This is a genomic window from Cetobacterium sp. ZOR0034 (genome assembly GCF_000799075.1).
Classification (GTDB): Bacteria; Fusobacteriota; Fusobacteriia; order Fusobacteriales; family Fusobacteriaceae; genus Cetobacterium_A.
Window position 1 is genome coordinate 25849 of sequence record NZ_JTLI01000035.1, and the last position, 26832, is coordinate 52680.

Annotated in this window: 28 protein-coding genes, 1 tRNA gene and 1 riboswitch; of the genes, 28 read left to right on the top strand and 1 reads right to left on the bottom strand. The window is 29.8% G+C overall.

Annotation, left to right across the window (positions count from 1 at the left end; translation table 11 throughout):
• Positions 1-26: 26 nt before the first annotated feature.
• Positions 27-1736: an ABC transporter ATP-binding protein gene (locus L992_RS07875; RefSeq protein ID WP_047382803.1), complete on the bottom strand. Its 1710-nt coding sequence runs from the start codon at positions 1734-1736 to the stop codon at positions 27-29.
• Positions 1737-1890: 154 nt separating this feature from the next.
• A riboswitch (cobalamin riboswitch) is annotated at positions 1891-2067 on the top strand.
• Between the two features lie 120 nt (positions 2068-2187).
• Between L992_RS07875 and L992_RS07880 the strand changes: the two genes are divergently transcribed.
• From L992_RS07880 to L992_RS08015, 28 genes are all read left to right on the top strand, one after another.
• Complete coding sequence (locus tag L992_RS07880) at positions 2188-3030, top strand: sirohydrochlorin cobaltochelatase (protein ID WP_052191737.1); 843 nt, start codon at positions 2188-2190, stop codon at positions 3028-3030.
• A gap of 48 nt (positions 3031-3078) precedes the next feature.
• On the top strand, positions 3079-3936 hold the full coding sequence (locus L992_RS07885) for an ABC transporter substrate-binding protein (RefSeq protein WP_047395501.1): 858 nt from the start codon (positions 3079-3081) through the stop codon (positions 3934-3936).
• 32 nt (positions 3937-3968) lie between these two features.
• Positions 3969-4964 (top strand): iron ABC transporter permease, encoded by a 996-nt coding sequence (locus L992_RS07890; protein ID WP_231549769.1) that lies wholly within the window; start codon positions 3969-3971, stop codon positions 4962-4964.
• 4 nt (positions 4965-4968) lie between these two features.
• The gene (locus L992_RS07895; protein ID WP_047395503.1) at positions 4969-5718 is read left to right on the top strand and encodes an ABC transporter ATP-binding protein; all 750 of its coding nucleotides are present in this window, start codon (positions 4969-4971) and stop codon (positions 5716-5718) included.
• 130 nt (positions 5719-5848) lie between these two features.
• Positions 5849-6967, top strand: coding sequence for a M23 family metallopeptidase (locus tag L992_RS13140; RefSeq protein WP_052193944.1), 1119 nt, complete (start codon positions 5849-5851; stop codon positions 6965-6967).
• Positions 6968-7029: 62 nt separating this feature from the next.
• Positions 7030-8022: an iron ABC transporter permease gene (locus L992_RS07905; protein WP_047395504.1), complete on the top strand. Its 993-nt coding sequence runs from the start codon at positions 7030-7032 to the stop codon at positions 8020-8022.
• Position 8023: 1 nt separating this feature from the next.
• The gene (locus tag L992_RS07910; RefSeq protein ID WP_047382794.1) at positions 8024-8806 is read left to right on the top strand and encodes an ABC transporter ATP-binding protein; all 783 of its coding nucleotides are present in this window, start codon (positions 8024-8026) and stop codon (positions 8804-8806) included.
• Positions 8803-9657 carry an ABC transporter substrate-binding protein gene (locus L992_RS07915; protein WP_047382793.1) on the top strand — a complete coding sequence of 285 codons (855 nt, stop codon included), beginning with the start codon at positions 8803-8805 and terminating at the stop codon, positions 9655-9657. The genes L992_RS07910 and L992_RS07915 overlap by 4 nt, the downstream gene beginning before the upstream one ends.
• An 82-nt stretch (positions 9658-9739) precedes the next feature.
• Entirely contained in the window at positions 9740-10117 is a 378-nt protein-coding gene (locus tag L992_RS07920; RefSeq protein ID WP_047382791.1) for a hypothetical protein, read from the top strand.
• Between the two features lie 85 nt (positions 10118-10202).
• Positions 10203-10811, top strand: a complete 609-nt coding sequence (locus tag L992_RS07925) for a MotA/TolQ/ExbB proton channel family protein (RefSeq protein ID WP_047395505.1) — start codon at positions 10203-10205, stop codon at positions 10809-10811.
• 5 nt (positions 10812-10816) lie between these two features.
• Entirely contained in the window at positions 10817-11206 is a 390-nt protein-coding gene (locus tag L992_RS07930; protein WP_047382787.1) for a biopolymer transporter ExbD, read from the top strand.
• Positions 11199-11867, top strand: coding sequence for a TonB family protein (locus L992_RS07935; protein ID WP_052193945.1), 669 nt, complete (start codon positions 11199-11201; stop codon positions 11865-11867). Before L992_RS07930 ends, L992_RS07935 begins: the two co-directional genes overlap by 8 nt.
• A 66-nt stretch (positions 11868-11933) precedes the next feature.
• Entirely contained in the window at positions 11934-13139 is a 1206-nt protein-coding gene (gene rpoN, locus L992_RS07940) for an RNA polymerase factor sigma-54 (RefSeq protein WP_047395506.1), read from the top strand.
• A gap of 124 nt (positions 13140-13263) precedes the next feature.
• Positions 13264-13917, top strand: coding sequence for a GntR family transcriptional regulator (locus tag L992_RS07945; protein ID WP_047382782.1), 654 nt, complete (start codon positions 13264-13266; stop codon positions 13915-13917).
• Positions 13918-14095: 178 nt separating this feature from the next.
• Complete coding sequence (locus L992_RS07950) at positions 14096-15481, top strand: oxaloacetate decarboxylase subunit alpha (RefSeq protein ID WP_047382780.1); 1386 nt, start codon at positions 14096-14098, stop codon at positions 15479-15481.
• A gap of 24 nt (positions 15482-15505) precedes the next feature.
• A complete protein-coding gene (locus L992_RS07955) occupies positions 15506-15817 on the top strand; it encodes an OadG family protein (RefSeq protein ID WP_047382778.1) in 312 nt (103 codons plus the stop codon).
• A 16-nt stretch (positions 15818-15833) separates the two neighbouring features.
• Positions 15834-16190 (top strand): biotin/lipoyl-containing protein, encoded by a 357-nt coding sequence (locus L992_RS07960; RefSeq protein ID WP_047395507.1) that lies wholly within the window; start codon positions 15834-15836, stop codon positions 16188-16190.
• Positions 16191-16219: 29 nt separating this feature from the next.
• The gene (locus L992_RS07965; RefSeq protein WP_047382774.1) at positions 16220-17338 is read left to right on the top strand and encodes a sodium ion-translocating decarboxylase subunit beta; all 1119 of its coding nucleotides are present in this window, start codon (positions 16220-16222) and stop codon (positions 17336-17338) included.
• Positions 17339-17361: 23 nt separating this feature from the next.
• A complete protein-coding gene (gene citD, locus L992_RS07970) occupies positions 17362-17640 on the top strand; it encodes a citrate lyase acyl carrier protein (protein WP_047382772.1) in 279 nt (92 codons plus the stop codon).
• A gap of 12 nt (positions 17641-17652) precedes the next feature.
• Complete coding sequence (locus L992_RS07975; RefSeq protein WP_047395509.1) at positions 17653-18552, top strand: aldolase/citrate lyase family protein; 900 nt, start codon at positions 17653-17655, stop codon at positions 18550-18552.
• A 1-nt stretch (position 18553) separates the two neighbouring features.
• The gene (gene citF / locus L992_RS07980; RefSeq protein WP_047382766.1) at positions 18554-20104 is read left to right on the top strand and encodes a citrate lyase subunit alpha; all 1551 of its coding nucleotides are present in this window, start codon (positions 18554-18556) and stop codon (positions 20102-20104) included.
• A 58-nt stretch (positions 20105-20162) separates the two neighbouring features.
• Positions 20163-21515, top strand: a complete 1353-nt coding sequence (locus L992_RS07985) for a 2-hydroxycarboxylate transporter family protein (RefSeq protein ID WP_047382765.1) — start codon at positions 20163-20165, stop codon at positions 21513-21515.
• A gap of 122 nt (positions 21516-21637) precedes the next feature.
• A complete protein-coding gene (gene mfd / locus L992_RS07990) occupies positions 21638-24391 on the top strand; it encodes a transcription-repair coupling factor (protein WP_047382764.1) in 2754 nt (917 codons plus the stop codon).
• A gap of 1 nt (position 24392) precedes the next feature.
• Entirely contained in the window at positions 24393-25145 is a 753-nt protein-coding gene (gene mazG / locus L992_RS07995) for a nucleoside triphosphate pyrophosphohydrolase (protein WP_047395513.1), read from the top strand.
• A 75-nt stretch (positions 25146-25220) separates the two neighbouring features.
• Positions 25221-25511 (top strand): RNA-binding S4 domain-containing protein, encoded by a 291-nt coding sequence (locus L992_RS08000; protein WP_047395516.1) that lies wholly within the window; start codon positions 25221-25223, stop codon positions 25509-25511.
• The gene (gene ispE / locus L992_RS08005; RefSeq protein WP_047382759.1) at positions 25511-26371 is read left to right on the top strand and encodes a 4-(cytidine 5'-diphospho)-2-C-methyl-D-erythritol kinase; all 861 of its coding nucleotides are present in this window, start codon (positions 25511-25513) and stop codon (positions 26369-26371) included. Before L992_RS08000 ends, ispE begins: the two co-directional genes overlap by 1 nt.
• Before the next feature lie 32 nt (positions 26372-26403).
• Positions 26404-26709, top strand: coding sequence for a septation regulator SpoVG (gene spoVG, locus L992_RS08010; RefSeq protein ID WP_047382757.1), 306 nt, complete (start codon positions 26404-26406; stop codon positions 26707-26709).
• A 48-nt stretch (positions 26710-26757) separates the two neighbouring features.
• Positions 26758-26832 (top strand) — tRNA-Gln (locus L992_RS08015).

Below are 26832 nucleotides of genomic sequence, written 5' to 3' on the forward strand. Positions count from 1 at the left end.
AAAAGTCACCTTTGGGTGACTTTTTTTTATCTGATTCCATTGTAAAGTTTGTAAAATTTTCCTTTTGAAGCCAAAAGTTCTGAGAAGCTTCCTTCTTCAACAATATTATTTTCACCAAGGACATAAATTTTATCAAAATCCTCTAGTAAACTTAATCTATGAGTTATAGCTATAAGAATTCTATCGCTATATTCCTCTTTTATATTTTTTAAAATAGATTTCTCATTTATGATATCTAGTGCATTTGTAGCTTCATCTAAGAGAATTAAATCTGGATTTTTTAAGAATAATCTAGCCATGGCAATCTTTTGTTTTTGTCCAGAGCTAGCATGAACTCCTCCTTCTCCAATTATAGTGTCTTTTCCAAGAGAAAACTTATCAAAAATCTCATATACATAGGATTTATCGATTGCAAATTTTATCTCTTCATCTGAGAAATTTTCTTTAACAAGAGTAATGTTTTCAATCATGCTTCCATTGATTATATAATCACTTTGATCTACAATGGCCAATTTGCTTAAATAACTTTTAAAAGTTATTTCGTTTAAAGGAATTCCATTGATTAAGATTTTACCTTCAGTTGGAATAAGAGATCTTTTTAAAAGAGAAGCAGTAGTACTTTTTCCGATTCCACTTTCACCGACTAAAGCGATTTTTTCGCCTTTATTTATTTTTAGATTAAAGTTTTTTAAAATACTGTTTTCTTCAAAAGAGAAGCTTATATCTTTAAATTCGATAGATTTAATCTGCTCGTTGAAATCAAAATTACCGTCAGGTCTATCTTTTAAATTTATAATCTCATTAAAACGATTAACTCCAGATATTCCTTTCTGATAAATATCAACTAAGCCAACCATTCTCATAATACGTAATCTAAATCGATCAACAAGCAATAAGAAAGATAGTATAATCCCCATAGTAACACCATCTTTTATATATAGATATCCACCTGCGAGTATAATTATAAGTTGGGTTATATTAGAATAGAATGTAACTCCAGAAACAATTAAACTAGATGGAATCATATTTTCCTTCTCGCTATTCAATAAAGATTGATTTTTTTCTAGAAATTTATTTTCTGCATATTTTTCTAAATGATTATCTTTTAAAAATGAGATGGTTCTTAGAGTGTCATGAAAATTAGAGGATAGTATTCCTGAGTTTTTTCGTACCAATCTATGTCCAGCCTTCATTTTTTTATTTTCTTTATATACAAAGAAAAGAGTCAATGGAAGAGGAAATAAAGTTATTAGAGATAACTTTAAATCAAAATCAATCATAATGAAAATGGATGCAATAATTGTAATAACCGAAAATATAAAGTCTTCTAATCCTCTGTGACAAAGTGTTGAAACACTATCTAAATCACTTATTACTCTAGAAATTAGATCACCACTTTGATTTTTTTTAAAAAATTCAGCAGGTTGAGATAATAATTTCTTCACAAGGTCATTTCTCATGGATTGTTTTATTTTACTTCCCATAAGTTTTCCATTAGCTTGAGAATGAACTGCAAAAGCTAGACGAAGTATATATAAAACTATTAAAATTATTGAAAACTTTAGCAGTAGATTTATATTTTTAGTTGGTAAGGCCTCATCAATTAAATTTTTTATTAAAAGAGGAGAGTAGATATCTATAGCAGTCATTGCTAGTCTTATCGAAAGAAAAAAGAGTAGTAATTTTCTTTCTTTTTTTAAATAATATAACAAAGATTTAGATGAAGTTATTTTCATAGAGTTATCTCCTTTGTGTGTTATTAATTTAATAGTAACTTTTTTTATATATAAAAGTCAATACTTTAAGATATAAATAATATAAATAATAGATGATAATGTTATAAATTTTAGATAATTTGATTGAAATTTGTACGATAAAGTGTTAATATTACATATAAAGAAGAGTAATGGTTCTATAGATTAAAAGGGAATTGAGTGTAAATCTCAAACGGTCCCGCCACTGTATAGAGGACAAAAGCAGTAATACCACTGAAATGAAAAGTTTTGGGAAGGGCTGTTAGTAGGATGAATCTAAGTCAGGAGACCTGCCATTATTAAAGATTCTGCGAGGACGGAGAAGCATAATATTGATATATTTGACTTCTCTTTAAAATTCATTGATAAAAGAGAGGTTTTTTTATTGGTGAAAAATTTGTATTACTATAAAAAATGTATATGAGGAGAGAAGATGGATTTTTATAAGGACTTAGAAAAAGGAGCGGTTGTAGTTGCTCATTTTGGAACTACACACGAGGATACTAGAGAGAAAACAATAGATGTTATAAATAAAAAGATAAAGGCTGAGTTTCCAAAATTGGATTTTTATCAAGTGTTTACTTCAAGAATAATAAATAGAATTTTAGCTAAAAGAGGAATAGAAAATTTAAATACAACTCAAATTTTAGAAAAATTACTGGTGGAGGGATATAAGCATGTAATCCTTCAGCCAACATATATAATAAATGGAACAGAGATGGAAGCATTAAAAAGAGAAGTTGAAAGTTTTACAGATAGATTTGAAGATATAAGAGTTGGAACTCCACTTTTGACATCAGTAGAAGATTACTTTCATCTTTTAGAAGTTTTAGAAGATGAGATAGGAGATTTATCGAAAAGTGAAGCTGTCGTTATGATAGGTCATGGAACGGAACATCCAGCACACTCAACATATCCTATGTTAGATTATATAGCTAGAGATTTAGAAAAACCTATTTATGTAGGAACTGTGGAGGGATATCCAGGGTTAGATAAGGTTGTTAAAGAGCTAAAGAAAGATGGAAAAGAGAAGGTTACACTTATGCCTCTTATGTTTGTTGCTGGAGATCATGCAAAAAATGATATAGCTGAAGACTGGAAAGAGGCTTTAGAAGAGAATGGGTTTGAAGTATCTTTAAACTTAAAAGGATTAGGAGAAATAGAAAGAGTTCAAAATATTTTTATTGAAAAGGCTAGAGAGTTAGAAAATATAAGACCTGAAGATATTCTTGTAAAAAAAGCTGAATATGCAAGAGGGAGAAAAGCAAGCCATTAAACTTGGAAGAGATAATCTCTTCCGTTTTTTATTCAAAGGAGAAAGAATATGAAAAAATTATTTTTATTTTTATTACTAACTACGCTTACCTTTTCAAGTGATTCTATAAGAGTTGTATCAACATCACAATTTACAACTGAGATGTTGTTGGCTATAGGAGCAGAAGATTATTTGATTGGAACATCTTTTTTAGATGATGAGATTCTTCCAGAGCTCCAACAGAAATATAATAAAATTCCTGTTTTAGCAGCAGGAGCCCCAACAAAAGAGTTATTTTATTCATTGAATCCAACTTTTTTAACAGGATGGCAATCAATAGCAACACCTAAAAATCTAGGAACTATTGAAGAATTAAAAGAAAATGGAGTAGAAGTTTTTTTTACAAAATCTCAAAAAACATCAAATATAGATGATATCTATGAGGATATTTTATATTTTGGAAAAAGATTTAATCTTGAAAAAAATGCAAATCAAGTTGTAAAAAATATGAAGTCAGATATAGAAGAAGTGAAATCAAAAAATTTAGGAAAGAAAAAGATTAAAATATTTGCTTATGATAGTCAAGAGTCAGCACCATTTGTAATTGGAGGAAATGGAATAGGAAATACAATGATGGAAATAGCTGGAGCTGAAAATATTTTTAGAAAAAGTAGCTTTAGTTTTGGAACTGGAAGTTGGGAGAAAATATTAGATGAGAATCCCTTAGCAATAATTGTTATAGATTATGGAGATAAAAGTTATGAGTCAAAGATAGATTTCTTAAAAAATCGTTCTCCAATATCAGAGCTTGAAGCTGTAAAAAAAGATAGATTTATAAGAATACCTCTAAGTTATCTATCTTCGGGAATAAAAGTGAGTAAAGGAATTGAAAAAATTTCAGAAGGGTTGAGTGAGGAGCAAAAGTGAGAGTGCAGAGCAAAAATCTTATATTAATTTCAGTGACTTTAATATTTATTTTAGGAACTATAGCTGTTACAGTAGGAAGTGTTTCTCTATCACCATTGCATGTTTGGAAGATTATAATAAACAAAAGTTTGAATAGAGAGATTTTTTCTATCGAGTGGAAAAAGTCGACAGAGATGATTGTGTGGAATTTGAGAGTTCCAAGAGTCATATTATCTCTTTTAAGTGGTGGCGGATTGTCATTAGTTGGAATACTAATGCAAGCATTGACAAAAAATTCATTGGCAAGTCCATATATTTTGGGAATCTCCTCTGGAGCTAGTACTGGAGCTGTGATATCAATTGTTTTAGGAGGATTACTAGGAATAGGATTTTCTCCAGGGATAGGGGCTTTTATATTTGGAACACTGACAGCATTTTTAGTTTTTTATTTAGCTGGAAATGGAGGATACTCTAGTACAAAACTTGTATTAATAGGGGTAGCCGTGTCTTCGCTTTTTTCGGGAGTTACTACTTTTTTAGTTACAACAGCTAAAAATGAAGCTCAGTTGAGAGGAGCTATGTTTTGGATATCGGGAAGCTTAGCTGGCGCAAGATGGGATAGTTTGACAACTCTTTTTATTGTTCTTTTAATATCAATAGGACTTATTTCACTAAAGTATAGAGAACTAAATATTTTAATAGCTGGAGATGAGTTGGCAGAAACTTTAGGTGTGGATGTAAAAAGATTAAGGTTTTTGATAGTTATGGTGTCTACTTTTTTAACAGGATTTATAGTATCTGCAACTGGAGTAATTGGGTTTGTTGGATTGGTGATACCTCATATTTGTAGAGGTTTTGTTGGAAGCAATCATAAAAGATTAATACCGTCAGCAATTCTTTTAGGAGCAGTATTTTTGTTAGGAACAGATACATTGACAAGAGCAGTTTTTAAAACCCAAGAGATTCCTATTGGAGTAATTACTTCAATGTTAGGTGCACCATTTTTTATGAGCATGTTAAGAAAAAATAGTTATAATTTTGGAGGATAGATTTGTGATAAAAATAGAAAACCTAGACTTTAAAATAGATGAAAAAGAGATTTTGAAAAATATAAGGTTAAAAATAAAAAAAAGAGAGTTTATAGGAATTATAGGAGAAAACGGATGTGGGAAAAGTACGTTATTGAAAAATGTTTACCGTAACTATATCCCACAAAAAAATAGTGTATATTTAGACGATATAGAACTTAATGATTATTCAGTAAAAGAGTTATCAAGAAAATTATCAGTACTTAGTCAAAACCAAAAGATAAATTTTGATTTTTCTGTTAAAGAGATAGTAGAAATGGGAAGATATAATAGAAGCTCTTTATTTGCTAGTAACTCGAATGAAAAAGATATTGATGATGCATTGAACCAAGTAGGAATGCTTCATTTAAAACAAGCTAGTTTTTTAACTCTTTCTGGTGGGGAGATGCAAAGGGTTTTAATAGCTAGATCAATAGCTCAGGAGAGCGAAGTTTTATTATTGGATGAACCTACAAATCATTTAGATATAAGATATCAATATCAGATTATGGATTTAGTAAAAAAATTAAATAAAACTGTAGTTGCTGTAATACACGATATAAATATTGCTAGCCGGTATTGTGATTATATTTTTGCTATGAAAGATGGAGAGATAAAGTATGAAGGAACTCCTGAAAATATTATAACTTCTGAAAAAATTAATGAGATATTTGGAATAGAGGTAGAGGTCATTAAACATCCAAAAACTCAAAAGCCAATAGTTATTTTTTTGTAAAAAAATATAAAAAGTTGTATGAGTATTCGAAAAAAACACAAAAAAAATAAAAGCTAGACTTAATTTATAAAAATATGGTAAAATCTATAAAAAATTACATAGAATTATAAAAAGAAAAGAATGGTGGATTATGAAAAAAGGAAAAAAGATATTTTTAGGAATTTTAGTCTTTTTAGTAACATCAATTTTTTATAGAGAGATTACATTAAAAAATATTAAGACTAAAGAGGAAAGTATAGCAATAGAAAATAAAGAAACTCCTGAGCTTGGAGATGTAGTGCAAAATGGCAATTTGATTGTAACTATTGATTCTAAAGAGAATGAAGAAAAAGCCGACTTTGAGATTTCAAACTCTCCTGAGGCAATAGAACTACCAAGAATTTCTGAAGAAGTTTTAGCTTTAGATGATAAGGAACTTGAGAATCAAATCTCAAAAGAATGGGAAGAACAAGAAGATAAAGAGTTAATAGCTATTGATGAAACTATTGATTTAGAAGAGAAAATAGTTTTAGAAGATATAGAATATACAATAAAAAAAGGAGATACAATCTCTGATCTTTCAAAAGAATATAAAATAAAAAGTGATTATATCTATGCAAATAATGTTGATAAAAATTTAAGAGTACTTCAAATAGGAAAGAAAATAAATATACCTACAGAGCAAGGTATTTTTTATTCTGTAAAAAAAGGAGATACATTTGAAGCTTTATCAAAAAGATTTGAGGTAGATGTAACAACAATAAAAGAGGACAATAATATCGATAGACTTTTAATAGGTGCAAAAATCTTTTTAAGAGAACCAAAAGTTTCAAGATATTTAAATAGCTTTAAGCAGCAATATGTTAAACAAAATCCGATGGGAAGCTTTGCTAATCCTTTAGTTGCAATGAGTCTAACAAGTAGTTTTGGTTCAAGGAAACATCCAGTTTTAAAGCAAGTATTGAATCATGCCGGAATAGATTTAAGAGCAAAAACAGGAACAAAGGTTGTTTCAGCAAGAGATGGTGTTGTGAGTTTTGCAGGAAGAGCTAGTGGTTATGGAAAACTAATAATAATAAAACATTCAGATGGTTACGAAACAAGATATGCACATTTAAGCAAAATTGACGTTCAAAAAGGGCAGAAAGTTTCTCAGAATCAGCATATAGCTTTAAGTGGAGCAACAGGAAGAGTTAGTGGACCACATTTACATTTTGAAATAAGAAAAAATGGAAAAATAGAGAATCCATTAACATATTTAAAATTTTAATAAAAAATCCCCCAAATCAATTTGGGGGATTTATTTTTTGATAAAATAGTTTGGAGGAAAAAATGCAATATAAAAATAGAGTTATAATTATCGTTTCGAGTTTTATTTTATTATTTTTAATATGTGTTTCTCTTTTAATAGGAAATTATAAAATTGAAGTTTTAAAAGCTATAAATCTTATTTTGGGAAATGGGGATAGAAACTCTTTAGATTACAAAGTTTTATGGACCTTAAGGTTTCCAAGAATTATTATGGCTATAATAATAGGTATGCTTTTAGGAAGTAGTGGTGCTATTACTCAAACACTTTTTAGAAATCCTATGGCAGATCCATATATAATAGGAATATCAGCAAGTGGAACTTTTGGAGCAGTAATAGCCTTTTTATTAGGATTACCAGAAAGTTATTTTGGTATTTTTGGATCTATTTTTTCTTTTATAACCTCTTTGATAATTTTTAAACTTTCAAATGGAAAAAGAGGAGGTGTTGAATTATCAACTCTCTTGATAATAGGTATAGCACTTTCAGCACTTTTAAGAGCTATGATTTCTTTAGCAATGTATTTAGTTGGAGAGGATAGTTTCAGAGTTGTTTTGTGGACTATGGGATATTTAGGCGGAGGGGACTGGAAAAAAATAGGAATACTTTTATTTCCTTTGATATTTTCATTAATATATTTCTATTTAAATCGATATAACTTAGATATTATTTTACTTTCAGATGAAGAAGCACATAGCTTAGGTATTGATATAAAAAAATTTAAATATAAAGTTTTGATGATTTCAACATTTATGGTTGGCTTTTCAGTAGCTTTTTCAGGAATGATAGGATTTGTAGGTTTAATAATTCCTCATTTAGTGAGAATCATATTTGGAAGTAGTAATATAAAATTAGTTCCACTCTCAATGTTTTATGGAGGAATATTTTTATTGTTATGTGATACAGTTTCGAGAGGATTATCTTCAACAATGGAGATACCAATAGGTATAGTGACAGCAATATTTGGGGCACCATTTTTTATATACTTAGCATTTAAAAGTAGAAAAGGAGTTTAAAATGAAGAGTTTAGAATTGAAAAAAATAAGCTATTCCTATGGTAAAAAAGAGATATTAAAAGATATAGATTATAAATTTTTTGAGGGTGAATTAGTTGGAATTTTAGGAGCGAATGGTTCTGGAAAAAGTACTTTATTAAAAATTATTATGGGATTTTTGAATAGAGTTAGTGGAGATATACTCTTAAATAAAAAAAGTACAGATGAGTATTCAAGAAGAGAGTTCGCAAGAAAAGTAGCTTTTATTACACAAAGTTCAAATCAAGATGTCAATTTCACAGTTTTAGAAACTTTAAAATTAGGAAGAGTACCACATATAAAAAATTTTTTTAAAGGATTAGATTTAAAAGATGAAAGTTTAGTTCAAGAGATAGTTGATCTTCTAAAATTAGAAGACTTTTTAGAGCGAGATATAAAAACATTGAGTGGAGGAGAGTTTCAAAGAGTTTTGTTAGGAAGAGCTTTTATTCAGGAGGGTGAGGTTTTGCTTTTAGATGAACCTACTTCAGCTTTAGACATAAATTACTCATTAGAATTTTTAGAACTTTTAAAAGATAGAGTAATACAGAAAAAGTTGATTGGAATAATAGTAATACACGATATAAATTTAGCATCTATATTTTGTGATAAGATAATTTTTATAAAAGATGGAGAGATATCTTTTGAAGGAAAGCCAAAAGATGTTATAAAGTCAAAAATTTTAGAAGAGGTTTATAACTTTAAACCTGTTATATTAGAAGCAGATAATGAAATCTATGTTTTACCAAAAAGGAGAATAAGATGAAAAAATTTTTATTTTTATTTACTGTGTGTTGGTTAAAAGTATTTTCTTTAGAGATTGTTGGAGATTGGGTTGTTAGCGATAAGGGAGAGCGAGTAAAATTAAAAGAATACAATCGGATCTTAGTATATAACTTTGGTGCAGTAGAGATTTTATATAAAATAAATGCTGAGGATAAAATTGTAGGAGTTGGAAATCATAATAAAAAAATATGGCCAGAAGAAAAGACAAAGCATTTAGCTTTAGCGGGACCTATTTCAAAACCATCAGTAGAAACAATCTTATCTTTTAATCCAGATTTGGTAATTTTTAATGTAATGGGAGAGGTAAAAGGTGAGCTCGATAAATTTGATATTCCATCTATAACATTTATAAATAAAAATTTAGATGATATATTGCATAATATATCTATTTTAGGAAAGCTTACAGCAAGAGAAGAGGAAAGTAGAAAGCTTATTTTTGAGCTAGAAGAAAAAAAGAGCTATATAAAAAAAAATTTAAAACTAGATGGAAAAGCTTTAGTTTTATATTCTAACTCACCACCAACATCTTTTGATAAAAAATCATTGCCAGTAGAAATTTTAGAGATATTAGGATTAGAGGTTATTCAGCCAAAATTAGGAAAAAAAGCGATAATATCTTCAGAATATATTTTAAATGAAAATCCAGATTATATAATAGGAACAAGAAGTATTAAAAATATAGATGGCATTGTAAAATCTATTCCACTTATAGAGGAAACGAAAGCATTTAAAAATAAAGATATATATGTAATAGACTCAACCGAGATTTTAAGGGCATCACATAGAGTTTTTGATGAAATAGAAAAAATTTATAATGAACTAAAAAAATAAAAATGTTGCCATATTTTAGCCATAAAAGTTTGTTAAGATATCTTTGTAAACGAAAGCGAAGAAAACTTAGGAGGTATAAGAAATGAAAAAATTTTTATTGGTATCGATGATGGCATTAGGGTTAGGAACAGTAGCAATGGCAAAAGGAAATAACGGGCATAAAATGTCTTCTGAAATGATGAGAAATAATGGTGGAAAAATGATGACAAATCAATGCCAAACAAACGAAGAAAAATTAGCTATGAGAGAGAAAATGAGAACGAATCCTAAACTTCAAGAGGGAAGAATAAAATTACAAGAAAATAAGTTAGCGATGATGAAAGAGATGGCAAAAGAGACTCCAAACTTTACAAACATAGAAAAAATAAACAAAGATAAAGCTAATATTCAAGCAGAGATGAAAACAGAGCAAATGAAAATGAGATATGAGATGTTAAAAGCAAATAAAACAGCAAATTAATTTATGAGAGCAAGGCTAATCCCTTGCTCTTTTTAATTCTATAATATATACTTTAGTTATAGATTTTTTAAACGGAGGAGATTAGATGTTATTTGATTTAAAAGCTGGGGGGCCTATTTTATATATTTTATTATTTTTATCAACGATTTCACTTGGAATTATACTAGAGAGAACAATATGTTTTATAAAAAATAAAACATCGGTAGATTTGATGTTTAAAAAAGAGATAAAAGAACTTTTATTAGATAAAAAATATGATGAAGCTATAGAGTTTTCAAAAAAAGAGAAAGGTGTAGTTGGAAAAACTTTAACTAAATTTTTAACTCGTTATTGCCTAACGGAAGATTATAAAGATAGTGATGAGTTGCTGAGAGAGATAGAACTTGAAGAGATGGATATTTTAGAAAAAAATACATATATTTTAGGAATAATAGCTTATACCGCACCAATGATTGGTTTGTTAGGAACTGTAACAGGAATGATTTCGGCTTTTGGAAAAATTGCTGTAACAGGAACTGGAGATCCTAATGCAATTGCAGGCGGAATTTCACAGGCTTTATTGACAACAGCGGGTGGGTTAATTATAGCTATCCCATCAATAATAGCTTATAATATTTTTAATAAAAAGATAGAAAAAATGAGTTTAGAAGTAGAAAAAATAGCAACATTTATAGTAAATATTGTAAAGAGGTAATATTTATGAAGAGAAGAACGAAGAAAAGAAGTTTAGCTACTCCAGATTTGACACCTCTAATAGATGTAGTATTTTTATTGTTGATATTTTTTATGCTAGTTACAACTTTTGATAAATATAGTGGATTTAAATTGGAGCTTCCAAAATCTGGAGCTATATCAGAGAGTTCAAATTTAGAGTATGAATTAATTATAGATAAAGATGAAAAATATTATATTTCAGTAGATAAAATTTCAACTGAAATAATGTTAGAGAATCTATCTGAGAAACTTAAGAATGTAAAAGAGATAACAATTAGTGCAGATAAAGATTTAAGATATGAAGTTGTAGTTAAAGCTATTGCTAAATTAAAAGATATAGGAATAGATAAAGTGGAGCTGAATTTTAATGAATAAATTTTATATTTTATCAGCAGTTTTACATACTTTAGTAGTAGGTATGTTTTTATTTCTCACTACAGAGGAAGAGATAAAATTTAAAGAGAAAAAAAATATAGTTGTATCCGTGAGAAATAATAGAGCTATAAGTAATAACACAGAAGCTAGTTCAAAACCTAAAAACATTGCATCTGAGATAGAAAGTGAAGCTAAAAAAAACGATGAGAAGATAATACAAAAAAAACAAGAAAAAAAACAAGAAAATAAAGTTATAAAAGAGGTAGAAAAAGCCAAAGTTAAAAAGATAGAATCGCCTAAAAAAGAGGTACAATATAATGAATTTCAAGATAATAATAGATTTTTACAAGGGGAAGATGGAGTATTTACTGCAATTTCTTTAGAAGGAATAGAGTATGAAATATTAAAAGAGGTTGATCCTAAATATCCCATTAGAGCTAAAAAATCAGGTTATAAAGGTATTGGAATAATTAGGGTGAAATTTCTTGTAGATGTTGACGGTAGTGTAAAAAATATAGAGTTTTTATCAGGTGAACAAAAATTTGGATTTAAAGAGGAAGTAGAAAAGGCACTCAATCAATGGAGATTTAAACCAATTCAATATAAAAATAAAAATATAAGAGTACATTTTGAAAAAGAGTTTAAATTTAAAAACATTTGAAAATAGTAGCATGGAGTTGGGTAGAGTTTAATAAGCTCTACCTATTTTTATAAGAAAGGGGAAGTTATGGATTTTAAATTGGGATTAGATCAAAGTTTGAAAATAGCTTTATCTCTAGAGATGAAGTTATCTATTGATATATTAAAAATGAGTTTGAAAGAATTAAAAGAATTTTTGAAAGAAAAAGAGGAGAAATATCCAGGAATTGAGATAGTTTATCCAAAGCAGATAAAATCAAAATCTACTGAAGTAGAAACCTATTTAGAAAACATATCGGATTCAGAAGAGAGTTTAATAGATTTTTTAGAGGAACAGATTAGTTATTTAACTTTATCAAAAGAGATAAAAAATATTTTAGAATATTTAATAAATAATTTAGATGAACGTGGTTATTTAGATGGTTCCTTGGAAGAGTTAAGAAAAGATGGGGGATATAAAAGTGTTGTTTTTAAAGAGAGCTTAAGTATTTTAAGAAAGTTAGATCCAATTGGAGTAGGAGCTTTTGATCTTATCGATTGTTTAAAAATACAACTTTTAAACAGAGGAATAAAAGAAAGAAAAATAGAGGAAATTCTTGAAAAGAATTTAGAAGATATAGCCAATACAAATTTGAATAAAATCTGTTTAGAAAGAGAGATTGATATGTCTACTCTAAAAAGATACATAGAGGTAATAAAAACCTTGAATCCGAAACCAGCAAGAGGATACTATGTAAATAAAAAAACGAAATACATCATACCAGATATTAATCTAGATATAATAGCTGATGAGATTATAATAACTTTAAATGAAGAGGAAATCCCAAAAATTAAAGTAAGAACAGATGATAAACAAAGCTATAATTTAGCTTTAACATTAGAAAGAAGTATTCAAAAAAGACAAAAAACACTTTTAAAAGTAAGTAATTATATTTTAAATTATCAAAAAGATTTTATATTAAGAAATGCTCCATTAAAAACCTTAAAAATAAAAGATATTGCTTACGAATTAGATTTACATGAATCAACAATATCAAGAGCTATAAAGGATAAGTTTTTAAAAAGTGGTAGTAGAATCGAGAGTCTAAAAAAATATATAGTTTTAGATGAAAAAAATCAATATATAAAGAATCAAATATTAGAAATTATAGATTTGGAAAATAAAAAAAATCCTTTATCAGATGAAAAAATATTGAAAGAACTCTGCAATAGAGGTGTTATGATTCAAAGAAGAACAATAGCTAAATATAGAGATGAACTGGGAATACCCTCTAGTCGTCATAGAAAAAAATAGGTAATAAAAAATTATTTGTGATATAATAAAGCCTAAAGATTATTTTTGTATTAAATATATGAATAGTATAATTGAATGGATAAATTAGTGTGATTTACGACGAGTTAAAAAGAAGGGGAATATAATGGTTATAAAGAAAAAAAAATCAATCCGTGAACAAGTATATGATTATTTAAAAGATGAGATTGTAAATGGAAACATAAAAGAAGGGAGCAGGATAGTAGAAGAAGAATATGCTGAAAGATTAAATATAAGCAGAACACCCCTTAGAGAAGCTCTTAGAATGTTAGAGTTAGAAGGGCTTGTAGAAGCTAGAGAAAAAGGTGGAGTAACAGTTCCCAAAACTACTAAAAAAGATGTTGAAGAGGTTGTTAAAATAAGAATAGCTTTAGAAACAGTTATATTTGAAGAGTTATTTGAAAAAGTTACTTTAGAAGATATTAAAAAATTAGAGGAGAATATATATAAGGCAGATGCAATAGTAAATGATGAAGTTAAATGTTTAGAAGTATTTAAATATTTCTCAGAATTTAATAAGATTTTATATGCAATTTCTGATTTACCAAGAGTTATTCATCTAATAAATAATTTGAACTTATATCTAAAAAAGTTTAGAAAGATATCTGCTGAGAATAATGAAAGAAGATTAAGTGCACATGCTGATCATATGAAAATAGTAGAATTAATAAAAAGTGGAAAAAAGCATGAAGCGATTGAAGTTAATAGAAAACACTTGCTAGAAGCTAAAGAGTTTTTAATAAAGCAGGTTGAAAGTTAAAAATCAGAAGAAATTCTGATTTTTTTTTGGAAAAGTAGGTCACACTGTACTAAAATTATATTTTTTATAGGATTAAAGATAGAAAAATAATTTGACAAATATGAAAAATGTTGTATACTGTATTGTAAATATAAAATTGTATACAGAATACGGGACACTGAATGCCGAGGAGGATATTTTGAAAAATAAGGTTAAAATAACGGAAACTTGTCTAAGAGATGGACACCAATCTCTAATAGCAACAAGATTGACAACTGCTGAAATCCTTCCAATTGTTGAGAAGATGGATGAAGTTGGATATCATGCTTTAGAAGTTTGGGGAGGAGCCACTTTTGATGCTTGTATTAGATTCTTAAATGAAGACCCTTGGGAAAGACTTAGAGAAATCAAGAAAAGAGCTAAAAAAACAAAACTACAAATGCTTTTAAGAGGTCAAAACCTTTTAGGATACAGACACTATGCAGATGATATAGTTGAAGAGTTTGTAAAAAAATCAATTGAAAATGGTATCGATATAATCAGAATATTCGATGCACTTAATGATACAAGAAACTTAAAAGTTGCTGCTGAAGCAACTAAAAAATATGGAGGACATTGCCAACTTTCAATAGCTTATACAATAAGTCCTGTTCATACAACAGAGTACTATAAAGAGTTAGCTAAAGAGATGGAAGCTATGGGAGCAGACTCAATTGTAATAAAAGATATGGCTGGAATACTTCTTCCTGAAACAGGATACAACCTAGTAAAAGAGTTAAAGTCTGTTTTAAATGTTCCTTTAGAGTTACATACTCATGCTACAAGTGGAATAGCAAGTATGTTATACCTAAGAGCTGTAGATGCTGGAATTGATATTATTGATACAGGGATATCTACTTTTGCAGGAGGAACAGCACAGCCAGCAACAGAATCTATGGTTAGAACTTTTGAAGGTGGAGAAAGAGACCCAGAGTTAAATTTAACACTTTTAAAAGAGATTGCAGAATACTTCAAACCAATTAGAAAAAAATATGTAGATGAGAAAGTTTTAAATATGCAAGCTTACTTCGTTGAGCCAAGCATTTTAGAATATCAACTACCTGGTGGAATGTTATCAAACTTAGTATCTCAACTTACAGCGCAAAAAGCTGCTGATAAATATGAAGATGTACTAAAAGAGATTCCAAGAGTAAGAGAGGACTTAGGATTCCCTCCACTAGTTACGCCACTTAGTCAAATGGTTGGAACTCAAGCGGTATTTAATGTATTGACTGGAGAAAGATATAAGATGGTACCAAAAGAGATTAAGGATTATGTAAAAGGTCTTTATGGAAAATCACCAGCTCCAATGTCAGAAGAGGTAAAGAAAAAAATAATTGGAGATGAAGCTGTTTTCACAGGAAGACCAGCAGACCTTCTAAAGCCAGAATATGACGAGATAAAAAGAGAGATTGGCGATTTAGCAAAATCTCCTGAAGATGTTCTAATGTATGCTATGTTCCCACAAATAGCTAGACCTTACTTAGAGAATAGAGATAAACCAAAAGTAGAAAAAGAATATAGAAGTATAAATATAGTATTTTAGTTGAAAGGAGAATGATTTATAAGAATGTTTAAAGACGCAATAACGCTTATGATAGCTCTTGAAATAACGTTAATAAGTATGCTTGTTGTATTTACAATATTAGCAATATTAGCTTTCGTTCTTTCACTGTTTAAATATATTCCAGCAGAGAAAGCGGTAGAGGTAAAAAAAGCTACACCAGCAGTAACACCAGCAAAGGTAGAAAGAGAAAAGTTTGATCCATCAAAGATAACAAGCGAAGAGATGAGAGTAGCTATGATGGTAGCATGTATAGAGGCAGCTGGAGAAGATAAGGATGCCAATATAAGAGTTGTAGGAATAAAAGAATTAAACTAATAGGAGTGTAATAAAAATGATAAAAGTATATAAAGTTAAAATTGGAGAAAAAGTATACGAGGTAGAAGTAGAATCAGTAACAGAGGTTAACGGAACAATATCAGCACCAACATCTTCAACGCCAGCACCAGCTGCAGTGGCATCAGTACCAGCAGGAAATGGTACAAAAGTTGAGGCACCTATGCAAGGTTTAGTTGTATCTGTAGATGTAACTGTAGGAGCAAACGTAAAAGCTGGAGATACTTTATTAGTATTAGAAGCTATGAAAATGGAAAATCCAATTGTTTCACCAGTAAATGGAGTTGTTCAATCAATAACTGTAAATAAAGGTGACACAGTAGACGGTGGAACAGTAGTAGTAACAATAGCTTAATCAAAATAATAAAGTCGAAAGGAGTTAAAATGGAGTTTTTAAGTAATCTATTTTCAACAACAGGAATTGCAATGATGACTATGAATCAAGGTATTATGATTTTAGTTGCGTTATTCCTATTGTTTTTAGCAATAAAAAAGCAGTATGAACCTTATCTATTACTTCCAATAGCTTTTGGAATGTTATTGGTAAATTTACCAGCACCAGTGAGTGAAGGAATAATGGATAAAAATGGACTTTTAAATATTTTATATGCAGGAGTAAAGTATGGAGTTTATCCTCCTCTAATCTTCTTAGCGATAGGAGCAAGTACAGACTTCGGTCCATTAATTGCTAATCCTAAGAGTTTACTTCTTGGAGCAGCGGCACAATTAGGTATATTTGGAGCGTTCGTAGGTGCAGTTGCAATGGGAATGACTGGAAACGAAGCAGCATCTATCGGAATTATAGGTGGAGCAGATGGACCAACAGCTATCTATTTAACATCAAAGTTAGCACCACATATGTTAGGACCAATAGCGGTAGCAGCATATTCATACATGGCACTAGTACCAGTAATTCAACCACCTATTATTAGATTATTTACAACGAAAGAGGAAAGACAGATAAAAATGACTCAACTTAGAACTGTAAGTAAAAGAGAGAAAATCTTATTCCCAATAGTAGTAACAATAGTAGTAACATTAATAATTCCATCAGCAATACCTTTAGTAGGAATGCTAATGTTTGGAAACTTAGCTAAGGAAAGTGGATTAGTTCCTAACTTAGTAGAGCATATAAAGGGAGCTTTAATGTATGTAATCACAATATTTATTGGATTGACAGTTGGAGCGACAACAAATGCAGAAGCATTTTTAAATTTAGCAACAATAAAGATAATAGTATTAGGACTTTTCGCGTTTGCATTTGGAACTGCAGGAGGAGTAATCTTTGGAAAAGTTATGTGTAAACTTAGCAAAGGTACAATCAATCCGATGATAGGAGCAGCAGGAGTAAGTGCTGTACCTATGGCGGCAAGAGTAGTTCAAAAAGTAGGACAAGAGGAAAATCCAAGTAACTTCTTACTGATGCATGCAATGGGACCTAACGTAGCAGGAGTTATAGGGTCAGCAGTAGCAGCAGGTGTGTTACTAGCTATGTTTAAATAATTAAAAAAATTGGAGGCCAGGAAATGGAGATCAAAGTAAAAGCAGTGGCAGGAACTCTTGAATCGAGTGATATGTATGTAATAATCGAGCCAAATGCTACAGGAATTGAATTAGAAATTGAAAGCGTTGTAATGGGGCAATATGGAGATGATGTTAGAAGAGTAATTTTAGAATCTTTAGAAGAGTTAGGGGTTACTTCAGCAAAAGTATTAGTAAATGATAAAGGGGCTATTGAGCCTGTAATCAAAAGCAGAATCCAAACAGTTGTTACAAGAGCAGCTCAACAAAAATTCACTTGGTAGTAGGAGGAAAAAATGAAATTAAGACGTTCGATGCTTTTTATTCCGGGAAATAATCCAGGAGTAATAAAAGATGTACATATTTATAGACCAGATTCAATAATGTTTGACCTAGAGGATGCAATTGCTATAACAGAGAAAGACTCAGCTAGATTCCTAGTTTACAACATGTTACAAAAGATGAGACCAATATACAAAAGTTTAAATATTGAGACAGTTGTAAGAATAAATGCATTAGACACTGAATTTGGAGTAGAAGATTTAGAGTTTATTGTAAGAGCTCAACCGGATATAATAAGAATCCCTAAAACAGATACACCAAAAGATGTTTTAGATGTTGAAGCACATGTGGAAAGAATCGAAAAAGAAGCGGGAATTCCTGTTGGAACAACAAAGTTAATGGTTGCAATTGAAAGTCCATTAGGAGCTTTAAATGCTTACCAAATAGCAACTTCTTCAAGCAGATTAGTTGGAATGGCTATCGGTGGAGAGGACTATGTTACTAACTTAAAAACTAATAGATCTCCAGAAGGTGTAGAGTTATTTACAGGAAGAGGACTGATCGTAATGGCAGCTAGAGCAGCAGGAATAGATGCCTTAGATTCAGTTTATGCAGATGTAAATAATGACGAAGGATTTACAAGAGAAGCTACAATGATAAAACAAATGGGATTCTCTGGAAAATCACTGATTCATCCAAGACAAATAGAGTTATTACATAAAGTATATACACCTTCAGAACTTGAAATAAAGAAAGCTAAAAAAATTGTAGATGCAACAAGAGAAGCTTTAGAGCAAAATAAAGGAGTATTTACTGTAGATGGGAAAATGGTAGATAAACCAATAATTGAAAGAGCTGAACATGTTTTAAGACTAGCTAAAGCAGCTGGGGTAAGATTAGGAGGAGACGAGTAATATGATAAATAAAAGAGTTGATGAAAGCCTTTTAAAAACAATAAAAGGTTATGAGGAAAGAAAAGCATATAACTCTCCATTTGCTTATCAACCTGAAGGGTCGATCAATGAAGATGCAGAAAGCTTAAAGGGAACTGTAAAAAGAACTAAAGTTGTAGATTCATTAGAGGAAGCTATAAAAAAATCAGGATTGAAAGATGGAATGACAATCTCTTTCCACCACCATTTTAGAAATGGAGATAAAGTTTTACCGATGGTTTTAGATAAATTAGCTGAGATGGGATTCAAAAATCTTAGAGTTGAAGCAAGTTCGTTCACAAAAGCTCATGAAGGTATTGTAAAACATATTAAAGCTGGAGTAGTAAATAGATTAGGTTCGAGTGGATTAAGAGGTGACCTAGCAAAAGAGATATCGGATGGAATGTTAGGAGACTATCCAGCAGTTATAAGATCTCACGGTGGAAGAGCAAGAGCTATCGTAGAGGGAGATATAAAGATAGACGTTGCATTCTTAGGTGCATCATCAGCAGACTGTATGGGAAATGCAAATGGAGTTAAAGGAAAATCACTATGTGGATCTTTAGGTTATGCAAAAGTAGATGCTGCACATGCAGATAAAGTAGTTATAATAACTGATACTTTAGTTGATTATCCAAATAGTCCAATGAGTATTCCTCAAACTCAAGTTGACTACGTAGTTGTAGTTGATGAGATTGGAGATCCAAATGGAATTATGTCTGGAGCAACAAGATTTACATCAAATCCAAAAGAGTTATTGATGGCTAAAAAAGTTTTAGATGTAATGTTGGCATCAGGATATTTTAACGATGGATTCTCTATGCAAACAGGTTCAGGAGGAGCCTCATTAGCAGTTACAAGATTTATAAGAGAAGAATTAATAAAAAAGAATATAAAGTGTAGCTTTGGATTAGGTGGAATTACAAAAGCCTTTGTTGACTTATTAGAAGAAGGTCTAATGGGACAACTTTATGATACACAATGCTTTGACTTAGCAGCAGTTGAATCGATTGGAAGAAATGAAAAACATGTAGAAGTAAGTGCAGATTTCTATGCAAATCCATTTAATGCATCACCAGCTGTAAATAAGTTAGACTTTGTAATTTTAAGTGCTCTAGAAGTAGATAAAGATTTCAACGTTAATGTAATCTCTGGTTCTGACGGAGTAATCAGAGAAGCTTCAGGGGGACACTCAGATACAGCAGCAGCAGCAAATGTATCAATAATAGTAGCTCCATTAACAAGAGGAAGAATTCCTACAATAATTGATAAAGTAACAACTGTAGTAACTCCAGGAAGTACAGTAGATGTGGTTGTAACAGACTACGGAGTGGTTGTAAATCCAACTAGAACAGATTTATTAGAGAGATTCGAGAAAGCAGGAATTGAACTAGTAACTATGGAGAAGTTAAGAGAGCTAGCAAACTATATCGTTGGAGAACCAAAAGAGATTGAGTTTGAAGATCAAGTTGTAGCAGTTGTTGAGTATAGAGATGGAAGTATAATTGACGTTGTTAGAAAAATAAAAAGATAGTAGGGTATAAAATAAATTTCAATTAACATATATAATAATGAAATAAGGGGAGAAAAACATGGCACAAAAAAATTTCAAAGAACTGTTTGACCCAAAACAGACAAAGTGGAGTGGATTATCAGTTCAAATGTTCTTGGCACTATTGGCAGTAGTGGCGTTAGTAGTTTATGTACCTTTCGGTGGAAAGGAAGCTGCTTTTTTAAGAGGAAACTTTTTAACAGTTTTCACAATTTTAGCAGTATTTGGTATTTTATTTGGTGAGATTGGAGACAGAATTCCAATTTGGAATGACTATATCGGTGGAGGGACAGTTTTAGTATTCTTTACTTCTGCAGTTATGGGAACTTATAATATGATTCCAGCTAAAGTTTTAAAATCAATTGATGTTTTCTATGGTGAGCAACCGGTTAACTTCTTAGAGTTATTTATACCAGCTCTGATAGTAGGATCTGTTTTAACTGTAAACAGAAAAACATTACTTCAATCAATAGCAGGATATATTCCGTTAATTTTAATCGGAGTATTAGGAGCAAGTGTTGGTGGTATTTTAGTAGGATTCCTATTTGGAAAAGAACCTTTAGATATCTTAATGAATTATGTATTACCTATAATGGGTGGAGGAACTGGAGCAGGAGCAATACCTATGTCTGAGATGTGGGCTCAAAAAACAGGTGGAAATCCAAAAGATTGGTTTGCTTTTGCAATCTCAATATTAACAATAGCTAACGTTATTGCTATATTTACAGGTGCTTTATTAAAAGAGATTGGAAAGAAACATCCATCATTAACTGGTTTTGGTAATTTAATACTAGATGATTCGAAAGAAGCTATAAAAGAGGAAGCTGGTCCGAAAGTAGAAGTTGGACAAAAAGAATTTGCCGCTGCACTAGTATTTACAGGAGTATTATTCATATTCTCACATATTTCTGGGGTTATCTGGTCATCTTTAAACTTACCGTTTGAAATGCACAGATTAGCATTCCTAGTAATATACTCAATCATTTTAAATGTTTTAGATGTAGTTCCAGCACCTTTAAAAGCTGGAGCAAAGAATGTACAAACATTCTTCTCTAAGTACACAATTTGGATACTTATGGGTGCAGTAGGATTTGGAACAGATGTAAGAGAAATTATAAACTCTTTATCAATAGCTAACGTTGCAATAGCAATGGCAATTGTTTTAGGAGCAGTTTTATTTATAATGTTAATGTCTAAAAAAATGAAGTTCTACCCAGTAGAAGCAGCTATTACAGCAGGACTTTGTATGGCTAATAGAGGTGGATCTGGAGATATCGCGGTTTTAGGAGCTGCTGATAGAATGGAACTAATATCTTTCGCACAAATTTCATCAAGAGTAGGAGGAGCAATGATGCTTATCCTAGGTTCGATGATATTTGGATTCTTTGCATAATCAAGCTCTTAGTTAATTTAATTTACATACATAAAAGAGGTCAGAGTCGTCTGATCTCTTTTTCTTTTAATTTATAATAAATAATGTATAATAAAGTAATAGAAGGAAAGTGGGAGGAATTTATGTTTAGAAAAGATATTTCTCAATTTTTAATAGATAAAAAAAATAGTGTTGTTTATATAGGTTCATCTAATAAAAATATAGACATCTATTTTGATAATATAAAAGACCATGAAAAAAATATAGTAAAACTTTCAGATTTACAAGATGAAAATGAATACTATAGAGTTAATTACGAATTGTTAGAAAAAATGGCTAAAAAAGAAAAAATTATAATTTTAATGTCATTGGAAGGATTGATAAAAAAATATTCTTTAAATACTAATGTCTTAAACTTAAAATTAGGTGTAGGGTTAAGTAGAAAAGACCTGATAGATACTTTAGAAAAGAATGGATATCAAAAAAATTATTTGGTTCAAAAGAGATTGGAATTTTCTGTTAGGGGAGATATTATTGATATTTTTCCTTTAAATGGTGAAAATCCAGTAAGATTAGAATTTTTTGGAGATGAAATAGATAGAATAACACATTTCTCAATTTTAGATCAAAAAAGTTTTGAGAAGATATCAAATATAAATATGTATATAAACAAAAATAATTTTGAAAAATTAAATTTTTTAGAAATTTTGAATAATTTTAAAAAAGATAATGAAGTTGAGATGTTTTTAGAAAATAATGAGATTATAAAATATAAATTAGAAGAACTAATTATTCGAGAAAGAGATAATGAAGATGAGTTAAGAAGTTTATATGAAAAAATTCAAAACAGATGCATAAAGATAGATGTTTTAAAAAGTGAAGGAGATACAGAAAGAGTTAAAGTTCAAAATAAAAAAGATGGTATAAAATATGAAAATATATCTCAAATTCGAGAAGGCGATTATATAATTCATGAAAACTATGGTGTAGGTCTTTACTTAGGAATTCAAGAGATAAATGGAAAAGATCACTTAGCCATAAGATATGCAGATGAGGATAAATTGTTTGTCCCAATTGAAGGACTAAATAAAATAGAAAGATTTTTAGTAAATCCAGGAAAAACACCAGAACTTTATAATTTAGGAAGAAGAGGATTTAAAAGACGAAGAGAAAAATTAGAAGAGGATATGCTTAAATTTGCAAAAGAAATTGTTGAGATTCAAGCAAGAAGAGCTTTAAATACAGGTTATAAATTTTCAGCAGATACAGTTTGGCAAGAGGAATTTGAAGAAAAGTTCCCCTATATAGAAACAAAAGATCAAAAAAATGCAATAGAAGATGTAAAAAGAGATATGGAATCTTCTAGAGTGATGGATAGAATTGTATGTGGAGATGTAGGTTATGGTAAGACAGAGGTAGCTATTAGAGCAGCTTTTAAATGTGTTATGGATGGAAAACAGGTTTTGATTGTAGCACCAACAACAGTTCTAGCTCAGCAACATTATGAAAGATTTGTGGAGCGATATAAAGATTATCCGATTACTCTTGAACTTTTAAGTAGATTAAGTGGAGATAAAGAACAAAAGGAGATACTAAAAAGATTAGAATCAGGAAGTATTGATATTGTGATTGGAACTCACAGAGTTTTATCTGGAGATTTAAAATTTAAAAATTTAGGCTTAGTAATAGTTGACGAAGAGCAAAAATTTGGAGTTAAAGATAAAGAGAGATTAAAAAAAATGAAAACAAATGTAGATATGTTGACGTTAACAGCTACTCCAATTCCAAGAACGTTGAATTATGCCTTATTGGGTATTAGAGATATATCGGTAATTGAAACTGCACCAGAAGGCAGAGTCCCTGTAGAAACAACTTTTATAAATGATAATAAAAAAGATATCAGAGAATCTATAATGAAAGAGATTGCTCGTGAAGGGCAAGTTTTCTATATATTTAATCGTGTGAAAAGAATAGAAGATAAATTGAATGATTTAAAGAAAATACTTCCTAAGTTTGTAACAATAGATTATATTCACGGAAAGATGTCTCCCAAAAATATAAAAGAAAGACTTAGAAAATTTCAAGATGGAGACATAGATATTCTTTTAAGTACGACTATTATAGAAAATGGAATTGATATAGAAAATGCTAATACTATATTGATTGAAGGAATTGATAAATTAGGATTATCGCAGGTCTATCAACTGAGAGGGCGTGTAGGTAGAGGAAAGAGAAAAGGTTATTGTTATTTGATTATAGATAAAGATAAAAAGATGGGAAAGAAAGCTTCTGAAAGAAAAGAGAGTTTAAAGGAAATTGGTGAATTTGGAGGTGGATTTAAACTTTCTTTAGAAGATATGAGAATTAGGGGAGCAGGAGAAATTTTAGGTGATAAACAACATGGTGCACTAGAAACTTTCGGATATAATCTATATACTAAGTTATTGCAAGAGGAAATATCTCGTGTGAAAGGTGATTATCAAGAGGAATTTGAAACAAAAATAAATTTAAATGAGGAATCGTATCTTCCTAAAGATTATATCGAAGGTGATGAAAGATTAGTTATTTATAGAAGATTAGTTGACATTAGAAATCTAGATGATTTAAAAGAAATAAAATTAGAATTAAAAGATAGATTTGGTGATGAACCAGAAGAGGTTCTAAACTTATTAAAATATTTAGAAATAAAATTACTAGCCAAAGAGTTGAAAATAAAAGAGATTCAAAAAAATGATAATGAGGTTTTCTATAAATTTGATAATAATTTTGTAAACTTTGAGAAATTGATGAAACTTATTGAAGAGAAAGAAGCTCGTTATTCTCAAAAGGATGGTGGTCTTTATTCAAATAAAGATATTTTAGAGTTTTTATACTGGTATAGAGGAGATGAAGAGTAAAATGCAAAAATTTGATGAGTTAGTTGAAATTATAAAAAAATTGAGGGCACCAGATGGATGTCCTTGGGATAGAGAACAAACTTTGGAAAGTTTAAAGCCCCATCTTTTAGAAGAAACATATGAAGTTTTAGAAGCTATGGACGAGGGTGGAGATAAGCTGATGGGAGAATTAGGAGATCTTTTACTTCAGGTAGTTTTTCAATCAAATATCTGCGATGAAAAAGGTGAGTTCTCAATAGAGGATGTGGTTCAAGCTATTTCAGAAAAAATGATAAGAAGGCATCCACATGTTTTTGGTGAATTAAGTGATATTAAAACATCTGATGAGGTTTTAGTAAATTGGGAAAAGATAAAAAAGGAAGAAAAAGAGCACAAAGATAGAAAATCAATTTTAGATGGAGTTCCAAAGGGATTACCAGCTTTATTAAAAGCTGAAAAATTGCAAAAAAAAGCTTCGAAAGTTGGATTTGATTGGCCAGAAGTTCATGGTGTAATAGATAAGGTTGAAGAAGAGATCGATGAATTGAGAGACGAGATAATGGTTGGAAATAAAGAGAAAGCACAGGAGGAACTAGGAGATTTATTCTTTGCTTTAGTAAATTTATCAAGACATTTAGGAGTGAATCCAGAGACATGTTTGAATGCAGCATCAGCTAAGTTTGAAAAACGATTTAGATACGTTGAAGAAAATTGTGATTTGGAAAATGCTACTTTAGAAGAGATGGATAGGATTTGGGAAGAGGCTAAAAAATAAAAATATCTTTTTAAGCTCTTGACATATGAAAAAAATAGGGTATATATAATATTACGGTAAAAGGATGGTATAGTAATGAGATTAGATAAGTTTTTAAAAGTGAGTAGAATAATAAAGAGAAGACCAGTAGCAAAAATAGTTGTTGATGGTGGAAAAGCTAAGTTGAATGGAAAAGTAGCTAAAGCTAGTACAGAAGTAAAAGTTGGAATGGAATTAGAATTAGAATACTATAATAGATATTTTAAATTTAGAATTTTAGAAGTTCCAGAAGGAAATGTTTCAAAAAGTAAAACATCGGAATTGGTTCAAGTTTTAGATAGCAAAGGAATTGTTATTGATTTAGATGGTGAGGAGGATATATTTTAATGCAAGTGTATGAACTTGAATCGAATGCTAAAATAAATATTGGATTAAATATAGTAGGTAAATTAGAAAATGGATATCATCTTTTAGATATGACTATGTTACCAATAACTTTGTCTGATAAGTTAAGAGTGAAAGTAATTGATGAACTTGATAAATTAAAAATAAAAACAAATAAAAAGGATATTCCTGTTGATGAAAGTAATATTCTTTATAAAATATATAAAAAATTTTATGAGAAAACTAAGCTATCTCCTTTAGGAATAGAGGTTTATCTAGAAAAACATATTCCACATCAAGCAGGTTTAGGTGGTGGTAGTTCTAACGGAGCAACGTTTTTAAATTTTTTAAATAACTATCATAAAAACCCTTTAGATTTAAATGAATTAATCGAATTGGGAAAGGAAATAGGAGCTGATATTCCATTTTTTATATCGAATATCCCTTCAAGAGTTGGAGGGATAGGAGAGCAATTACTGAAGATAGAGAATAATTTGAAAACATCTTTAGTTATTATAAAACCTCCGTTTGGTGTTTCTACAATAGAAGCATATAAGCAGCTAAAGAATCTTCGAACTCTTAAAGTAGCAAATATAGATTTAATAGTAGAAGGTTTAAAAAATAATAAATTGGAATTAATTGAAGAAAATATAGAAAATAATTTAGAAGAAGCACTTTTAAAATCTGATAAAAACCTAAAAGATTTTAAAAAGAGATTGTTAGAAGTAGAAGATTTAAACTTTTTTATGTCAGGAAGCGGAAGCGCTTATTACGCATTTTTGATAAAGGATATTGATCAAAGATTTAGTAACATAAAATACAGATTTAATGATTGCGAGGTCTTTCTCTGCAATTTTAAATAAAACTACTAAAACGTAAGGAAGGTGCATTTAGAATGAAAATTACAGATGTAAGATTGAGAACAGTAAAAAATGAAAACGAACTTAAGTTAAAAGCTTATGCAGATGTTACTTTTGAAGAGTGCTTTGTAATTCATGGATTAAAAGTAATTGATGGTCAAAAAGGAATGTTTGTTGCTATGCCTTCGAGAAAAATGCCTGATGGTGAATATAAGGATATAGCTCATCCAATTACACCAGAACTTAGAAAGGATATAACAGACTCTGTTATAGCTAAGTATAAAGAGGTTATGTCGCAAGAGCCAGTATCAGTAGTAGTAGAAGAAATTGTAGAAGAATAAAAAAATCATTGACAAGTTAAAAAAAAAATGATATTATTTTAGCGATGTTGGGGTGTCGCCAAGCGGTAAGGCAACGGACTTTGACTCCGTCATGCGTTGGTTCGAATCCAGCCACCCCAGCCA

Excerpts from the sequence above, each read along its gene's own strand:
- L992_RS07875 (WP_047382803.1), bottom strand. The coding sequence starts at position 1,736 with ATGAAAATAACTTCATCTAAATCTTTGTTATATTATTTAAAAAAAGAA.
- L992_RS07880 (WP_052191737.1), top strand. The coding sequence starts at position 2,188 with ATGGATTTTTATAAGGACTTAGAAAAAGGAGCGGTTGTAGTTGCTCAT.
- L992_RS07885 (WP_047395501.1), top strand. The coding sequence starts at position 3,079 with ATGAAAAAATTATTTTTATTTTTATTACTAACTACGCTTACCTTTTCA.
- L992_RS13140 (WP_052193944.1), top strand. The coding sequence starts at position 5,849 with ATGAAAAAAGGAAAAAAGATATTTTTAGGAATTTTAGTCTTTTTAGTA.
- L992_RS07905 (WP_047395504.1), top strand. The coding sequence starts at position 7,030 with ATGCAATATAAAAATAGAGTTATAATTATCGTTTCGAGTTTTATTTTA.
- L992_RS07910 (WP_047382794.1), top strand. The coding sequence starts at position 8,024 with ATGAAGAGTTTAGAATTGAAAAAAATAAGCTATTCCTATGGTAAAAAA.
- L992_RS07915 (WP_047382793.1), top strand. The coding sequence starts at position 8,803 with ATGAAAAAATTTTTATTTTTATTTACTGTGTGTTGGTTAAAAGTATTT.
- L992_RS07920 (WP_047382791.1), top strand. The coding sequence starts at position 9,740 with ATGAAAAAATTTTTATTGGTATCGATGATGGCATTAGGGTTAGGAACA.
- L992_RS07925 (WP_047395505.1), top strand. The coding sequence starts at position 10,203 with ATGTTATTTGATTTAAAAGCTGGGGGGCCTATTTTATATATTTTATTA.
- L992_RS07930 (WP_047382787.1), top strand. The coding sequence starts at position 10,817 with ATGAAGAGAAGAACGAAGAAAAGAAGTTTAGCTACTCCAGATTTGACA.
- L992_RS07935 (WP_052193945.1), top strand. The coding sequence starts at position 11,199 with ATGAATAAATTTTATATTTTATCAGCAGTTTTACATACTTTAGTAGTA.
- rpoN (WP_047395506.1), top strand. The coding sequence starts at position 11,934 with ATGGATTTTAAATTGGGATTAGATCAAAGTTTGAAAATAGCTTTATCT.
- L992_RS07945 (WP_047382782.1), top strand. The coding sequence starts at position 13,264 with ATGGTTATAAAGAAAAAAAAATCAATCCGTGAACAAGTATATGATTAT.
- L992_RS07955 (WP_047382778.1), top strand. The coding sequence starts at position 15,506 with ATGTTTAAAGACGCAATAACGCTTATGATAGCTCTTGAAATAACGTTA.
- L992_RS07960 (WP_047395507.1), top strand. The coding sequence starts at position 15,834 with ATGATAAAAGTATATAAAGTTAAAATTGGAGAAAAAGTATACGAGGTA.
- L992_RS07965 (WP_047382774.1), top strand. The coding sequence starts at position 16,220 with ATGGAGTTTTTAAGTAATCTATTTTCAACAACAGGAATTGCAATGATG.
- citD (WP_047382772.1), top strand. The coding sequence starts at position 17,362 with ATGGAGATCAAAGTAAAAGCAGTGGCAGGAACTCTTGAATCGAGTGAT.
- L992_RS07975 (WP_047395509.1), top strand. The coding sequence starts at position 17,653 with ATGAAATTAAGACGTTCGATGCTTTTTATTCCGGGAAATAATCCAGGA.
- citF (WP_047382766.1), top strand. The coding sequence starts at position 18,554 with ATGATAAATAAAAGAGTTGATGAAAGCCTTTTAAAAACAATAAAAGGT.
- L992_RS07985 (WP_047382765.1), top strand. The coding sequence starts at position 20,163 with ATGGCACAAAAAAATTTCAAAGAACTGTTTGACCCAAAACAGACAAAG.
- mfd (WP_047382764.1), top strand. The coding sequence starts at position 21,638 with ATGTTTAGAAAAGATATTTCTCAATTTTTAATAGATAAAAAAAATAGT.
- mazG (WP_047395513.1), top strand. The coding sequence starts at position 24,393 with ATGCAAAAATTTGATGAGTTAGTTGAAATTATAAAAAAATTGAGGGCA.
- L992_RS08000 (WP_047395516.1), top strand. The coding sequence starts at position 25,221 with ATGAGATTAGATAAGTTTTTAAAAGTGAGTAGAATAATAAAGAGAAGA.
- ispE (WP_047382759.1), top strand. The coding sequence starts at position 25,511 with ATGCAAGTGTATGAACTTGAATCGAATGCTAAAATAAATATTGGATTA.
- spoVG (WP_047382757.1), top strand. The coding sequence starts at position 26,404 with ATGAAAATTACAGATGTAAGATTGAGAACAGTAAAAAATGAAAACGAA.